Source organism: Streptomyces flaveolus, assembly GCF_044765825.1.
Classification (GTDB): domain Bacteria; phylum Actinomycetota; class Actinomycetes; order Streptomycetales; family Streptomycetaceae; genus Streptomyces; species Streptomyces flaveolus.
Genome location: NZ_JBIWKU010000001.1, coordinates 935,930 through 950,395, shown reverse-complemented (window position 1 = coordinate 950,395; position 14,466 = coordinate 935,930). Strand labels below are relative to the sequence as shown.

Below are 14,466 nucleotides of genomic sequence, written 5' to 3'. Positions count from 1 at the left end.
CAACTGGGGCGTCGGCACTCTGGCACATGCCAGTGGCGTGCCCCGGCGTCCCGACCTCGGACGTCGGGGCACGCCCTGCCCTCACAGCACCGCGCTGAGAAATTCCCGGGTCCGGTCGTGCTCCGGCTCGCTGAAGATCTTCTCCGGCGCGCCGGCCTCGATGACCCGCCCCGAGTCGAACATCAGGACCTGGTCCGAGATGTCCCGGGCGAAGTTCATCTCGTGGGTCACGCAGAGCATGGTGATGTCGGTGCTGCGCGCGATGTCCCGCAGCAGGTCGAGGACGCCCGCGACCAGCTCCGGGTCCAGCGCGGACGTCACCTCGTCCAGCAGCAGCACCTTGGGCCGCATCGCCAGCGCCCGGGCGATCGCCACCCGCTGCTGCTGGCCGCCGGAGAGCTGGGCCGGGCGGGCGTCGCACTTGTCGGCCAGGCCCACCATGTCGAGCAGGCCCTTGGCGCGCTCCACCGCCTCGTCCTTGGGCATGCCGAGCACGGTGACCGGCGCCTCGGTGATGTTGCGCAGCACGCTCATGTTCGGGAACAGGTTGAACTGCTGGAACACCATCCCGATCTGCTTGCGGACCTCGCGCCGCTCCTTCTCGGTCGCCGGGAAGAGCTTCTGCCCGTCCACGGTGATCGTGCCCTCGTCGGGCTTGAGCAGCGTCATCAGCAGCCGCAGGATCGTCGTCTTGCCCGACCCGGACGGGCCGATCAGGGTGACGTGCTTGCCGGCGTCGACGGAGAAGTCGAGGTGGTCGAGGACGGTGTTGTCCCCGAACCGCTTGGTGACCTGCTCCAGGCGGATCAGCTCGCCGGTGCTGCGCTCGGGGCTCTTCTCGGGGTTGGGGAGAGTGTCAGTGGGCAAGGCGTCGCTCCAGGGCTCGCAGGGCAAGGGAGGCCAGGTAGGAGACGATGATGAAGGCCACGCCGATCACCGTCAGGGGCTCGGTGAACTGGAAGTTCTGCTGGGAGAACAGCCGCGCCTCACCGAGCATCTCCAGCACCGTGATCGCCATCAGCAGCGGTGTGTCCTTCAGCATCGAGATCACGTAGTTGCCGAGGGCGGGTACCACCCGGCGGACGGCCTGCGGCAGGATCACCGCGGTCCAGGTCCGGCCCAGCGGCAGGTTCAGCGCCGTCGCGGCCTCCCACTGGCCGACCGGCACCGCCTCGATGCCGGCCCGGTAGACCTGCATCGTGTACGTCGAGTAGTGCAGGCCGATGCCGATCACGCCGGTGGTCAGCGCCGAGGCGGTCACGCCCCACTCGGGCAGCACGTAGAAGAGGAAGAACAGCTGCACCAGCAGCGGGGTGTTGCGCACGAACTCCGTGATCACCCCGACCGGCCAGGTCACCCAGCGGGACGGCACCCGCATCAGCAGTGCCCACACCAGGCCCAGGGCGAAGGAGATCAGCGAGCCGAGCACCAGGATCTGGAGGGTGACCAGCAGGCCGTCCCAGAAGTGCGGCATGAACTCGGAGACCGCGTTCCAGTCCCAGTTCATCGGACACCCCCGATCTCCGCCGGCTCAGGAGTGACGGTCTTCCGCTTCGGGACCGCCTTCCCGACGCCCGCCTTCAGCTTCTTCTCCAGACCGCGCATCACCCGCGTGAGCAGGAACGCGATCACGAAGTAGATCAGCAGGATGTACGTGTAGATCTCCGCGCTCTCCTGGAGCGCCAGGCGCACCAGGTTGCCGCTGAACGCCAGATCGCCCATGCCCATGATCGACACCAGGGCGGTGCCCTTGAGCAGCTCGATCAGCAGGTTGGAGAAGGGCGGGATCATCTCCGGCACCGCCTGCGGCAGCAGGATCAGCTTCATCCGCTGCCAGGGCGTGAAGCTGAGGGCGATGCCGCCCTCCTTCTGCGCCGGGTCCACCGCGCCGAGCGCGCCGCGCACGATCTCGGAGCCGTACGCCCCGTAGGTCAGGCCCAGCGCCAGCGTGCCCGCCCACATCGGCACCAGCTGCCAGCCGAAGGCCGGCGGCAGCACGAAGAACACCCAGAAGATCATCACCAGCGCGGAGGTGCCGCGGAACACCTCGGTGTAGAAGCCCGCGAGGAAGCGGACGATCCACAGCCGGTGGGTGCGCGCGACGCCGGCCACGAAGGAGACGGCCGTCGCCAGCAGCGCGCTGAAGAAGAGCAGCTGGACCGTGACCCAGACGCCCTGGAGTACGAGTTCCCACAGTCCGGATGTCATCCGCCGCACAGCTCCTTCGCGGTCAGATCGGTCATCTCGTCCTCGGTGAACCCGAACGGCTTGAGGATGCGGAGCAGTTCACCGCTCCTCTTGAGCTTCTGCAGCTCGACGTTGAAGGCGTCCCGCAGATTGGTCTCGGTCGGCCGGAAGGCGAAGCCGCCGCCGTCGACGTGCGGCTTGCCGCCGACGACCGGCTTGAACGCCTCCGTCACCTCGGTCTTGCTCGACTTCTTCACCACCTCACGGGTGGTCAGCGCCGTGCCCGCGAAGACGTCCACGCGCCCGGCCTCGACGGCGTTGAGACCGGCCACCTGGTCGGGGACGATCAGGATGTCGCCCTCCTTGTACCCGGCCTCGACCGCGTACTGGATCTCGGCGTACCCGGTGCCGGTCGCGAACCTGGCCTTCTTCTCCACGACGTCCTTGTAGTCGCGCAGGCCCAGGGGGTTGCCCTTGCGCACGATGAAGGAGTCGAGCATCTGGTAGTCGGGGTCGGAGAAGATGACCTGCTCGCAGCGGTCCGGGTTGATGTACATCCCGGCCGCCACGACGTCGAACTGCTGCGACGCCAGCCCCGGGATGAGGGAGCCGAACTCCGTCGGCACCGGCTGCACCCGGTCCACTCCGAGCCGCTTGAAGATGACCTTCGCCAGCTCCGGCGCCTCGCCGGTCAGCTCCCCGTTCTTGTCGATGTACCCGAAGGGGATCTCGCCCGCGATGCCGAGCCGGGCCACGCCCTGGGCCCGCAGCCGGTCGAGCAGGTCGCCGCCCTCCACGTTCGACGCGGTCGCGACCCGTGAGCAGCCGGCGGCCCCCAGCGCGCCGAGCGCCGCGGCCCCCGCGAGCAGCGATCGGCGAGTGGGCCCCGAACTCCCGGGCCTTCGGACGGATATGCCCCATGGAGGGGTTCTGTGTGGTGGAGCCATGGGCGCGCAGCTACCCGAAGCCCCGGAGGTTATGCCGATCTTTTTCGGTCCGGTACGACGGCACGGCACCCTTGACCGCGGAGCCTCGGCCCACTGCCATGGAGGGCATGGCTGATCGCTACATCGAAGTCTCGCTGGTCACACGCGGAATCACGTGCACGGCCCGGCTGCTGGACGAACGGGCCCCGATCACCTGCGCGGCGGTCTGGGACGCGCTCCCCCTGGCCGGCGACGTGTATCACGCCAAATACGCCCGCAACGAGATCTACGCCCTCTTCCCGCCCTTCGCGGCGAACGAACCACCGCTGGAGAACCCGACCGTCACGCCCATCCCGGGCGACCTGTGCTATTTCGCCTTCGCGGGCGCCGAGTTGGGCACCAAGGCGTACGGCTACGACCGCGAGGTCCGCCCCGGCACCACCCTCGTCGACCTGGCCCTGTTCTACGAGCGCAACAACCTGCTGCTCAACGGCGACGTCGGCTGGGTGCCCGGCACCGTGTGGGGCCAGGTCGTCGAAGGGCTGGACGCGATGGCCGAGGCCTGCAACGACCTGTGGCGGTCGGGAGCGGCGGGCGAGACGCTCAGCTTCCGCCGGGCGTGACCCCGGCCCCGAACCGCGTCGGCACCGCCCCCGCCGCGTACAGCGCGTGCGCGGCCCGCAGCACCAGGTCGTCCCGGTGCCGGGCCGCCACCAGCTGCATCCCGACCGGCAGACCGTCCCCGTCCGCGCCGACGGGCACGGTCGCCGCCGGCTGCTGGGTCAGGTTGAACGGGTACGTGAACGGCGTCCACCCCGTCCACCGCCGGTGCCCGGACCCCTTCGGCACCTCGGCGCCCGCCTCGAACGCGGTGACCGGCAGCGTCGGCGTGACCAGCAGGTCGTACGTCTCGTGGAAGCGGCCCATCCGGCGCCCCAGTTCCATCCGGACGTCCACCGCGGCCAGGTAGTCCAGCGCCGAGTACCGCGCCCCGGCCCCGACGATCTCCCGCAGCCCCGGGTCGAGCACCTCGCGCTGCGCCGCCCTCAGTCCCTGCACGACCCGCGCGGCCCCGCTGAACCACAGGGTGTGGAAGGCGTCCACCGGGTCCGCGAAGTCCGGGTCGGCCTCGGTGACGTACGCGCCCAGCTCCGCCAGCCGCTGCACCGCCCGCCGTACCGCCGTCGCCACCGCCGGGCGCACCGCCACCTGCCCGCCGAGCGAGGGCGAGTACGCCACCCGCAGCCCCCGCACCCCGCCCGGCAGGGCCTCGGAGTACGAGCCGGGCGCCGGGCCCAGCGCCGACCAGTCGCGGGCGTCCGGCGTGCCGATCACGTCCAGCATCAGCGCCGCGTCCGCCGCGTCCCGGGTCATCGGGCCGACGTGCGACAGCGTGCCGAAGGCGCTCGCCGGGTACAGCGGGACCCGGCCGTACGTCGGTTTCAGGCCGAAGATCCCGCAGAAGGACGCCGGGATGCGCACGCTGCCGCCGCCGTCCGTGCCCAGCGCCAGTGGCGCCGCCCCGAGGGCCACGGCGGCCGCCGCGCCCCCGCTGGAGCCGCCCGCGGTACGGGACGGGTCGTGCGGGTTGCGGGTGATGCCGCTCAGCGGGGAGTCGGTCACGCCCTTCCAGCCGTACTCGGGCGTCGTCGTCTTGCCGACGAGGACCGCGCCGTGCTCGCGCAGCCGGGCGACGGACGGCGCGTCCTCGTCCCAGGGGCCGTCCGGGGAGACGGCCAGGGAGCCGCGCAGGGTCGGGTGGCCGCGCGTCAGCAGGATGTCCTTGACCGTGACCGGCACCCCGTCCAGCCGTCCGCCCGGCTCCCCGCGCCGCCAGCGGTCCTCGGCCCGCCGCGCCTGGTCCAGCGCCTCCTCGCCGGTCAGCCGGACGAACGCGTTCACCTCCGGCTGGATCCGTTCGGCCCGTTCCAGGACCGCCCGCGTCACCTCCACGGGGCTGAACTCGCCCTTGCGGTAACCGTCGACGAGCTGTACGGCCGTCAGCTCGGTGAGGTCGGTCATGCACCCTCCCGCTTTCTGGGAACGCTCGGTGGGACGTCAGTGTCCGGGTACGTATCCGCGTTTCTTGTCGACCACGTTCGGCAGCGGCTCGCCCGCCGCCCAGAGCTCGTACAGCTCCACGAACTGGGCCCCCAGTTCGTCCCGCCAGCCGACCGTGTCGCCGCTCATGTGCGGGGAGACGATCAGTCCGGGGGCCTGCCACAACGGGCTGTCGGGGCCGAGGGGTTCGTGCTCGAAGACGTCCAGCGCGGCGCCCGCGATCCACCGCTCGGCCAGCGCCTTCGCGAGGTCGCCCTCGACGACGAGCTGTCCGCGCCCCACGTTGACGAAGCGGGCGGAGGGCTGCATCACGCCGAACCGGCGGGCGTCGAACATGCCGCGGGTGTCGTCGGTGAGCGGCGCGGCGGCGACCACCCAGTCGGCGCGGGTCAGCAGCCGGTCCAGGTCCTCCGGGCCGTGCACCCCGGGCCGCGCGGCCCGGCCGACCAGCGCGGTGGTGATCCCGAGGGCCTTCAGCGTCCTGGCGATCGCCCGCCCGATCGGCCCGGAGCCGACCACGCAGGCACGGGTGCCGGCCACCCGCAGCGACTCGCGGTGCCGCCAGGTCCGCTCCCGCTGGAGTTCCAGGGTGCGGGGCAGGTCCTTGGCCATCGCCAGCACCAGGGCGGCGACGTACTCGGCGATCGGCCCGTCGAAGACGCCGCGCGCGTTCGTCACCACCGTGTCCGAGCCGGCCAGCTCGGGGCACATCAGGTGGTCGACGCCCGCGCTCGCCGTGTGCACCCAGCGCGGGCGCGGCCCGCCGCCGGGCCAGGCGCGGCGCACGGCGTGCGACCGGAAGTCCCACACGAGCAGCACGTCGGCGTGCGGCAGCCGCTCGGCGAGGGTCGACTCGTCCGCGTGCTCGATCCGGACCCGGCCGGTCAGCCGGCCCAGCCGGGGCGGGGGTTCGGCGTCCAGGACGAGGAGGGTGGGCATGGTCATCGGCGACGTGTCTCCGGGAGGCGGGGGCGGTACGGCGGTCGGGTGTCGGCGGCGGAGGGGCGCGTGGCGAACCGGACGCCGACGGGGAGTTAACCGGCTGTTGACCTACTGGTGACGCGGGCGGATTGACCACGCTCGCACCGGAACCTACCTTCGTCAACACGGCCGTGCGTACGGTGCGTTGCCCTCCCCTTCCTCAGCGTGAGGCCGGTGCGTGCCATGGACATCTCCTTTCTCGGCGGACCAGCTCCGCAACGCGGGGTCGGCGTGGTCGCCCCGTTCGACTTCGCGCTCGATCGCGAGCTGTGGCGGTGGGTGCCCGACGAGGTCTCGCTGCACGTGACGCGGACCCCCTACGTGCCCGTCGAGGTCGGCCTGGACCTCGCCCGGATGGTCAGCGAGCACGAGACGCTCGGCGAGGCCGTGCGCACCCTCAACGCCATCGCCCCCGAGGTCGTCGCCTACGCCTGCACCTCCGGCAGCTTCGTCGGCGGCATCGCCGGCGAGCGCGCGATGTGCGAGGCGATGACCTGGGCGGGCGCGGTCCCGTCCGTCACCACCTCGGGTGCGCTGCTGGACACGCTGACCGAGCTGGGCGTACGCCGGGTCGCGCTGGTGACGCCGTACACCGTGTCGGTGACCCGGGTGCTGGAGGCGTACGTCGCCGAGGCGGGCGCCACGGTCACCGGCTGCGCGTTCATGGGACTGACCCGGCACATCTGGAAGGTCCCGTACCGGGACGTGGCCGAGATGGCACGCCGGGCCGTGCCGCGTCCGGGGGCGGCCGACGCGCTGTTCATCTCCTGCACCAACCTCCCCACCTACGACGTCATCCCGCAGCTGGAGGCCGAGCTGCGGATGCCGGTGATCTCGGCCAACCAAGTGACGATGTGGGCGGCGCTGCGCCGACTGGGTACCCGTGCCGTGGGGCCGTACCAGACGCTGACCGACCCGGCGGCGCGGACCGGCCCCGCGGTGCCGGGGCCGGCCGGCCCCGTACTGCCAGAGACGCCGGACGTCCCTGGCACGGAACAGCAGCAGGAAGGGTGGACATGACAGCACTGGGATTCCTGTACCCGGGCCACTCCGGCGAGGACGACTACCCACGCATCGAGCAGCTCCTGGGCAGCGACATCCGAGTGGACCTGGTGCACACCGACATCGGCGAGGACGCTCACCGCGTCGACGCCCTGCGCGAGATGGGCTCGCCGCAGCGGCTCGAGGCGGGCACGGCGGAACTGCGTCTGGCCGGCGCCGACGCCGTCGTGTGGGCCTGCACCAGCGGCAGCTTCGTGCACGGCTGGGACGGCGCCCAGGAGCAGGTGCGCTCGCTGGCCCGGACGGCGGGACTGCCCGCCTCCTCCACCTCCTTCGCCTTCGTGCACGCGGCGAAGGAGCTCGGGGTGCGCCGGGTCGCGATCGGCGCGACGTACCCGGAAGACGTGGCCCAGTTGTTCGCGGACTTCCTGCGTACCGCCGGTGTGGAGACCGTCGCCGTCATCAGCTCCGGCATCATCACGGCCGCGGAGGTCGGCACCTGGACCGAGGCCGAGGTGCTGGCGCTGGCCCGCTCCGCCGACCGCCCGGACGCGGAGGCGGTCCTCCTCCCGGACACGGCCCTGCACACGGCGGCGCACATCCCGGTCCTGGAGAAGGAACTGGGCAAGCCGGTCCTCACCGCCAACCAGGTCACCGTCTGGGAGGGGCTGCGGCTGGCCGACCGGAGGGTCAACGCGCCGGAGCTCGGGGCGCTGTTCACGCGGGAGCCGGTGATCCAGGTGTGAGACGGGGCGCCACCGGACCCGTGTTCGGGTTCAGTGGCGCTTTCCGTGGTCAGCACGGAGGCGTGGGCGCGGGCGGCCGCGAGAGGCTGTGATCACAGCGGTCGGGCCGGGCACGGCACACCGGCCGATCGTGCACCACGACCACGGGAGTGACCATGACCGCCACCGGCGACAGCACGTACGAGGGTTTCACGGCCGACGAGCGGGCCGCGATGAAGGAGCACGCCCAGGAGCAGAAGAAGGCGGCGCGCCGCGGCTCGCGTGCGGACAAGGCGGCGGAGGCCGAGCGGGACCTGCTCGCGAAGATCGCCGAGATGCAGGACTCCGACCGGATCATGGCCGAGCGCGTCCACGCCGTCGTCACGGCCACCGCCCCGCACCTCGCGCCGAAGCTCTGGTACGGGATGCCCGCCTACGCGCTGGACGGCAAGGTCGTCTGCTTCTTCCAGAGCGCGGCGAAGTTCACGGCGCGCTACGCGACGCTCGGCTTCAACGACCCGGCGAAGCTGGACGAGGGCACGATGTGGCCGACCGCCTTCGCCCTGACCGAGGTCACGCCCGAGGTGGAGGCGCGGATCGCGGCCCTGGTGAAGCAGGCGGTGAGCTAGGGGGTGTCGGGTGGACCTTGCCGGGGTCGCGGGGTCCGGCTCGGGTCGGTCGCAAGGCACCGTTGCCTGGAGTCGGCCCGATCCCGACGACACCCCCTGGGGGGAAGCGGGCGGTGAGCCGGGAGCGCGCGGCCGGTCATCGCCGGGGCCGGGCCGCCAGCCCCAGGCCGGCGAGCGCGGCCTCACCGGCGGCGGCGTGCTCACCCCCGGCGAGCAGCAGGGTGCGCGCCGACTGGTAGGGGCAGCCGGCCGCGTCGAAGGCCGCCGCGGCGGCGAGTTGCCCCGGCAGGTCACCGTCGAGCAGCGCCCGGGCGCGGTCCACCTGGGCGGTGGCGACCGGGTTCCCGGCGACCGCCGTCCGCGCGGCCTCGACGCGGGCCCGGGCCTCCGGGTGCCCGGCGAGCACCGCCGCCTCCGCCCTGAGGGCCACGTACCAGTGCAGCCAGATCCAGCACACCCACTTCCACACCTCACCGGGGTCCGGGGCGAGCCGCTCCAGGGCCGCCTCGGCGTCCCCGTGGTGGAGCAGGACCATGCCGTCGAGGACCGCGCCGTAGCCGAGACGGTGCTGCTCCGGGGCCGTGTCCGCCTGGTCGACGACCGTCAGCCAGGACGCCCGTTCGTCGTGCTCGCCGCGCAGGCCGTGCACCATGGCGACCGACGCGGCCGCGGCGCCCAGGGACAGCGACGGCCGGCGGCCACTGTGCTCCCAGGCGTCGAGGAACCGCGTACTGCGGCCGAGCACCTCGTCGCCGTGCCCCGCGAACGCGTCCGCGGCCAGCAGCCAGGCCGTGGCGTGGTGACCCGCCTCGGCCAGCAGCGGGTGGTCGGCGAGCTGTCCGCCCCACCGCCGGGCGTCCGGCAGCGCACCGACGCCGAGGGCGGTGCCGGCGGCCATGGCGAGGGCGTCCATCGACTCGTGCGTACGGGCGGGGGCGGGCGCGAGGGAAGCCAGGATGCCGACCCGGCGCCGGGCGGCCGCCGCGCCGGCGAAGGCGTCACCGGCCCAGCTCCGGGCGCCGGACAGCGCGTCCAGGGCGGCGGACTCCGCCACCGGGTCACCCGTGCGCCGGGCGAGCGCGACGGCCTGTTCGGCGCGTACGACGGTGTCGTCCACGGTGTTCTCCGCGGCGCCCTGGAGCGCGCCGTACGCGTCGCAGAGCACCGCCGCCTCGGCCAGCGCGACGGCCGCCTCGGCCGCGGGGGTGCCGTCGGCCAGTTCCCGCGCCTCGGCGAGGAGGGCCGTCACCTCCGCCACGAGGGGAATCCGCGTGAACAGGGTGGAGAAGCGGTAGGCGACGGTGGCGGCCGCCGCCAGGTCGCGGCACGCACCCGCGCGGTCCCCGGCCCGGCGCGCGGCCTGAGCCGCGGCACGGTGCAGCCGGTACATGTCGTCACCGAGCCTGCGGCACCCGGCCACCGCGGCGGCCTGCCGCAGTGCCGCGGCAGCCGCGGCGTCGCCGGCGAGGGCGGCCGCCTGCTCGTACCGCTGCTGAGCCTCGCCGAGCAGGGTGCGGGAGAAGGCCAGCCCGGCCAGCGACAGGGCGAGACGGTGGGCGTCCGCCCGCCGCTCCGGCCGGCCGGAGGCCCAGGCGAGAGCGGCCCGGAGATCGTCCGCCAGTGCGTCGAAACGGGCCCGCCAGTCCGCGCCCGACGGGTCCTCCAGGGCGGCCGCGGCGGCCAGGCACCAGGTCAGGTGACGGGCACGCACGTCGGTCAGCTCACCGGCCTCGGCGAGCCGCTCGGTCCCGTACTGGCGGATGGTCTCCAGCGCCTGGTACCGGGTACCGGCCGCCGAGGGCGTCACGGCGAGCAGACTCTGCTCAGCGAGCCTGCCGAGTCCGTCGACGACCGCGGCGGGGCCCGACGGGACGCACCCGACGGCGTCGGCGATACACCCGGTCACCCCGGCGCCCGCTCCGGCGGTGAATCCGGGGATTCCTGCGGACGCACCGGTGGTGAACCCCGCGACCTCCGTGGCCGCCTCCGCGGTGAACGGGGTGACGAACACCGACACCCGGCGCAGCAGCGCCTGGTCCCCCGGGGCCAGCAGGTCGTGGCTCCAGTCCAGTACCGCCCGCAGCGACCGGTGCCGGTCGTCGGCGCGGGGCCCGCCGGTGAGGATCCGCAGCGGGTCGGAGAGACCGGCCGTCAGGCCGTCCAGGCCCAGCGTGGACCACCGTGCCGCCGCCAGCTCGATCGCCAGCGCCACGCCTCCGAGCCGTTCGCAGACGGCCACGACGCCGTCGCTCACCGCCGGGCCGGGCGGCTGCCCGACGGCGGCGGCCCGGTCCGTGAACAGCGCCACCGCCTCCGACGCGTCCCCTCCGTCCCGCGACAGCGGCGGGACCGGGAGGACCCGTTCGAACGGCACCATCAGCCGGGCCCGGCTCGTCACCAGCACCCGCAGCCCCGGGCAGGCCGCGAGCAGCCGCTCCAGGAACGGCGCCACCCCGTCGCGCACCTGCTCGCAGTTGTCCAGCACCAGCAGCGCCCGGTGATCCGCCAGCGCGGCCAGCACCGCGTCGTCGACGCCGCGCCCCGGCTGCTCGCCCACACCCACGGCCGCCGCGACCGCCGCGCCCACCCGGTCCGGCTCGGTGACCGGAACGAGGTCGACGAACCACACCCCGTCGGCGAAGTCACCGGCCATGTCCGCCGCCACGGCCAGCGCGAGACGCGTCTTGCCCACCCCGCCCGGACCGGTCACGGTCACCAGCCGGTGCGCCTTCACCGCCTCGGCGAGTTCCCCCCGCTCCCGCACCCGGCCGATGAACGCCGTCAACGGCGCCGGCAGGGCCGGTGCGGAGCGGGACCGCTCGGCGCGGGCCGCCTCGGCCGCGTGCCGGGCGAGCGCCCGCCGGTCCGGCAGGTGCAACTTGCGCAGCAGCGAGGAGACGTGCGACTCGACGGTGCGTACGGAGAGGACCAGCCGGGCCGCCATCTCCGCGTTGCTCAGGTGCTCCCCGAGCAGCGCGAGAACTTCCGCTTCCCGCGCCGATATCCCTTGACCGGTCACCGGCCCATTATCCGTGGCGCTTTCCGTGGCGGGCACGGAGGCGGCCCGCACCCCGGCCGGGAGAGGCTCCGGTCACGGCGACCCGCCCGGCCCGGACCGGGTGGTCGTGACCCGCGACCGACAGGAGTGACCATGAGCGCCGAACCCCGCTCCCGCGCCCAGCGCCGCGAGGACACCGAGCACCGGCTCGCCCACGACGTCGACGTCTGGGTGGCCAGCGCGTCGGCGGACGGCGCCCCGTACCTCGTACCGCTGTCCTTCGACTGGGACGGCGAGGCGCTGCTGGCGGCCACCCCGGCGGACAGTCCCACCGGCAGGAACCTGGCCGCCGGCCGGGTCGCCCGGCTGGCCCTGGGGCACACCCGGGACGTCACCATGATCGACGGCGAGGTCGAGGTCCTGGACGCGCCGCCGCGGCGGGCCGGCCTGTTCGCCGAGCGCACCGGTTTCGACCCGCGTGCGTCGGCCACGCCGTACCGGTGGTTCCGGATCGTCCCGCGCCGTGTCCAGGCCTGGCGCCAGGAGAACGAGCTGACCGGTCGCGAGCTGATGCGGGACGGCCGCTGGCTGGACTGACGCTCCGTTGTCGGTGCCGGGTGACAGGATGCCCGGCATGACGACGGACGGCGGCTTCGACTGGTGTGAATTCCTGGGGCGTTGGCAGGCGGAATGGGTTCCGGACGAGCACGGGACCCAGCGGGAGCGGCTGGGGGAGCCGCCCGCCTCCAAGGACGCCGTCGCGGCGGCCGAGCGGCGGCTCGGCACCCGACTGCCGCCCTCGTACCGGGAGTTCCTGGCCGTCACCGACGGCTGGTGGGTGGACGCCACGGCGTCGGTGTACCGGCTGGGCGGCGCCCGGGAGATCGACTGGTTCGGGGACCCGTACGGGCTCACGGAGACCTACGAGGAGTTCCTGGACGAGCGCTCGACCGACGAGGAGCGGCTGATGGCCGGCATGTGGCGGCGGGCGCTGCGGCTGGAGACGGAGTCGGACATGTCGCACGCCCTGCTCGACCCCGGGGACGTCGGCCCGGACGGCGAATGGGCGCTGTACGTGTACCAGGGCTGGAGCGGCGAGTTCCCGGACCGCTACCCGTCCTTCCGGGCCTACATGGAGGCCCGGTACCGCTCGTTCCACGCGGACCGGGCCGGTTCCGTGCCCGGGTTCGAGAACGACACCACCCGCGCCCAGGACGCCAACGTCGAGCGGGCCAGGGAGGAGGCGCTGCGCGGGAACTGGGAGACGGCCCGTGAACTGCTCGCCGAGGCACGGTCGTTCGGCCGCCCGGGAGCCGCGGCGCTGCTGCGGCAGCTGTCGACCCGCCCGGCGGTGAACCTGCGCTTCGCCTTCGCCGGCCTGGTGACCGACCCCCGCTACACCGGCGAACTGCTGCCGGTCCTGGCGGCGGCGCACGTGGAGGACAACCGGTACCGGGCGTCCCTGGGGACCCTCGCCCTCGGCTGCGAGACCGACGACGGGATGCGGGCGGCGGCGGACGACCTCGTCGCCCGGGTCCAGGAGGGTGCCTACCGGTACGAGCCCGGCGGGGCGTTCGGCCGGGCGGTGGCCGAGGCCCGGGAGGCGGCACGCTGGGGCGACGTGGACGGGGCGTGGCGGACGATCCGGGCGGCCGTGCCGTCCTGGTCGCCGCCGGGCCCGGACCTGGTGGCGCCGGTGGGCCTGACGGCCGACTCCGTCCTGGGACGCGCGGTCACGCCCGAACGCTGGCGGGAACTGCTGTCCACGCCCCGCGCGGGCCGCGACGGCCCGCCGCCGGAGCCCGCGCCCGACGCGGACCCGCCGGGACTGCGCTGGCTGGTCGACGACGCCCCGGACCCCGTACGCGCCGGCTACCGGTGCCTGTGGGTGGAGGGCGTCGAACCGGCCGGCCTGCCCGCCCTGATCGGCGAGCCGGACGGCGAGGGACTGAGTCCGCAGCCGGTCGGGCCCTGGGAGCGCGTCACCGCGCACCGCTCCCCGGGACCGGGGAGCACGGACCTCTGGAAGGATCCGGCGCGGCTCTCCGTGGGGCGGACGGCGTCCGGGTGGGCGTTCGGCTTCGAGGTGGCCCCCGCGGCCGTGGCGGCCGACCGGTTCTTCGTCTCCCCCGCCGCGGCGGCCTCGGCGCGGGGCCGCTGTGTGACGCTCTGGGCGCAGCCCGCCCGGCCGCACACGGAGCAGGTGGTGCACCTGTCGGTGGCCGAACGGGGCCGGGAGCTGTTCGCCTTCACGGTGCGGGGCGAGGAGATCGAGCGGGGCGGAGAGATCCCCGAACCCCTGGATCCCTCCCGGCTGTTCGGGGGCGTGACCGGGGAGGCGGGCGAGCGGCGCCTGCTGGCCGCCCTGGAGCGCGAGTTCGCCCTGTCCCTGCCCCGTTTCGCCCTCACCGGCGGCGCCCTGCACCGCTTCACCACCCGCTCGTGGAGCAGGGCGCCCCGGGAGGGCGAGAGTTACGCCGTCTTCGCCTGGTCGCGCCTCGGGTGACGGCGGCGCAGGCCGCGGGCGTCAGCGGGCGGGCGGGGTGAACTCGGGCTGGTCGAGCACGCGCAGCCAGCTTCCGTCGGGCTGGCGCCGTACGACCTGCGCCCGCGCCCCGGACCCGTCCTTCGGCGGGGTCGAGGTGAGGGCGAGGTCGCCGCTGATCAGCGTGGGCAGCGGCTGTTCCGGCTCGAAGCGGGGAGCGTTGGCCAGCACCTTCTCCCACAGCGCACGGATCGCCTCCCGCCCCACCGTCCGCTCGCCGGGCGGGTAGGCCACCACCGCGTCCTCCTCGTACAGTGCGGCGACCCCGGCCGCGTCACCGGCGTTGGACCGCTCGACGAACAGACGGGTGATGTCCTCGGGCCGCATGGCCTTCTCGTACTCCGGCACGGTTCCTCCTGCGTCGGTCTCTCGTGCCTTCCAGCGTCGTCGCCCCGCCACGAGAAGTCCAACA

14 protein-coding genes are annotated in these 14,466 nt (G+C 73.8%); 6 read left to right on the top strand and 8 right to left on the bottom strand.

Features of this window, described 5'->3' with window-relative positions; all coding sequences use genetic code 11:
• Nucleotides 1–81: 81 nt before the first annotated feature.
• The 4 genes from ehuA to ehuB are packed head-to-tail and all read right to left on the bottom strand — an operon-like array spanning nucleotide 82 to nucleotide 3,134.
• Nucleotides 82–867, bottom strand: a complete 786-nt coding sequence (gene ehuA, locus ACIRG6_RS04195) for an ectoine/hydroxyectoine ABC transporter ATP-binding protein EhuA (protein ID WP_364674736.1) — start codon at nucleotides 865–867, stop codon at nucleotides 82–84.
• Complete coding sequence (gene ehuD / locus ACIRG6_RS04190) at nucleotides 857–1,507, bottom strand: ectoine/hydroxyectoine ABC transporter permease subunit EhuD (protein WP_364674733.1); 651 nt, start codon at nucleotides 1,505–1,507, stop codon at nucleotides 857–859. Before ehuD ends, ehuA begins: the two co-directional genes overlap by 11 nt.
• On the bottom strand, nucleotides 1,504–2,208 hold the full coding sequence (gene ehuC / locus ACIRG6_RS04185) for an ectoine/hydroxyectoine ABC transporter permease subunit EhuC (protein ID WP_318219508.1): 705 nt from the start codon (nucleotides 2,206–2,208) through the stop codon (nucleotides 1,504–1,506). Before ehuC ends, ehuD begins: the two co-directional genes overlap by 4 nt.
• Nucleotides 2,205–3,134, bottom strand: coding sequence for an ectoine/hydroxyectoine ABC transporter substrate-binding protein EhuB (ehuB, locus tag ACIRG6_RS04180; RefSeq protein WP_364674731.1), 930 nt, complete (start codon nucleotides 3,132–3,134; stop codon nucleotides 2,205–2,207). Before ehuB ends, ehuC begins: the two co-directional genes overlap by 4 nt.
• Before the next feature lie 107 nt (nucleotides 3,135–3,241).
• On the opposite strand from ehuB, the gene ACIRG6_RS04175 reads away from it, so the two are divergent.
• The gene (locus tag ACIRG6_RS04175; RefSeq protein WP_189230926.1) at nucleotides 3,242–3,736 is read left to right on the top strand and encodes a DUF3830 family protein; all 495 of its coding nucleotides are present in this window, start codon (nucleotides 3,242–3,244) and stop codon (nucleotides 3,734–3,736) included.
• On the opposite strand, the gene ACIRG6_RS04170 is transcribed toward ACIRG6_RS04175, so the two are convergent.
• Together ACIRG6_RS04170 and ACIRG6_RS04165 are read right to left on the bottom strand one after the other, a co-directional pair.
• The gene (locus ACIRG6_RS04170) at nucleotides 3,717–5,135 is read right to left on the bottom strand and encodes an amidase (protein ID WP_403320600.1); all 1,419 of its coding nucleotides are present in this window, start codon (nucleotides 5,133–5,135) and stop codon (nucleotides 3,717–3,719) included. The genes ACIRG6_RS04175 and ACIRG6_RS04170 overlap by 20 nt on opposite strands.
• A 36-nt stretch (nucleotides 5,136–5,171) precedes the next feature.
• Nucleotides 5,172–6,119: a D-2-hydroxyacid dehydrogenase gene (locus ACIRG6_RS04165; protein WP_403320597.1), complete on the bottom strand. Its 948-nt coding sequence runs from the start codon at nucleotides 6,117–6,119 to the stop codon at nucleotides 5,172–5,174.
• Nucleotides 6,120–6,338: 219 nt separating this feature from the next.
• Between ACIRG6_RS04165 and ACIRG6_RS04160 the strand changes: the two genes are divergently transcribed.
• From ACIRG6_RS04160 to ACIRG6_RS04150, 3 genes are all read left to right on the top strand, one after another.
• Nucleotides 6,339–7,175, top strand: coding sequence for a maleate cis-trans isomerase family protein (locus tag ACIRG6_RS04160; RefSeq protein ID WP_403320596.1), 837 nt, complete (start codon nucleotides 6,339–6,341; stop codon nucleotides 7,173–7,175).
• A complete protein-coding gene (locus ACIRG6_RS04155) occupies nucleotides 7,172–7,903 on the top strand; it encodes a maleate cis-trans isomerase family protein (RefSeq protein WP_364674720.1) in 732 nt (243 codons plus the stop codon). Before ACIRG6_RS04160 ends, ACIRG6_RS04155 begins: the two co-directional genes overlap by 4 nt.
• A gap of 155 nt (nucleotides 7,904–8,058) precedes the next feature.
• The gene (locus ACIRG6_RS04150) at nucleotides 8,059–8,511 is read left to right on the top strand and encodes an iron chaperone (protein WP_364674717.1); all 453 of its coding nucleotides are present in this window, start codon (nucleotides 8,059–8,061) and stop codon (nucleotides 8,509–8,511) included.
• 136 nt (nucleotides 8,512–8,647) lie between these two features.
• Here ACIRG6_RS04150 and ACIRG6_RS04145 read toward each other — a convergent pair whose 3' ends face one another.
• Entirely contained in the window at nucleotides 8,648–11,530 is a 2,883-nt protein-coding gene (locus tag ACIRG6_RS04145; RefSeq protein ID WP_403320593.1) for an ATP-binding protein, read from the bottom strand.
• Nucleotides 11,531–11,662: 132 nt separating this feature from the next.
• Between ACIRG6_RS04145 and ACIRG6_RS04140 the strand changes: the two genes are divergently transcribed.
• Nucleotides 11,663–12,106 (top strand): pyridoxamine 5'-phosphate oxidase family protein, encoded by a 444-nt coding sequence (locus tag ACIRG6_RS04140; RefSeq protein WP_403320590.1) that lies wholly within the window; start codon nucleotides 11,663–11,665, stop codon nucleotides 12,104–12,106.
• Between the two features lie 37 nt (nucleotides 12,107–12,143).
• Complete coding sequence (locus ACIRG6_RS04135; protein ID WP_403320588.1) at nucleotides 12,144–14,015, top strand: SMI1/KNR4 family protein; 1,872 nt, start codon at nucleotides 12,144–12,146, stop codon at nucleotides 14,013–14,015.
• Between the two features lie 21 nt (nucleotides 14,016–14,036).
• Here ACIRG6_RS04135 and ACIRG6_RS04130 read toward each other — a convergent pair whose 3' ends face one another.
• Nucleotides 14,037–14,402: a YybH family protein gene (locus tag ACIRG6_RS04130; RefSeq protein ID WP_364674708.1), complete on the bottom strand. Its 366-nt coding sequence runs from the start codon at nucleotides 14,400–14,402 to the stop codon at nucleotides 14,037–14,039.
• Nucleotides 14,403–14,466: the final 64 nt, after the last annotated feature.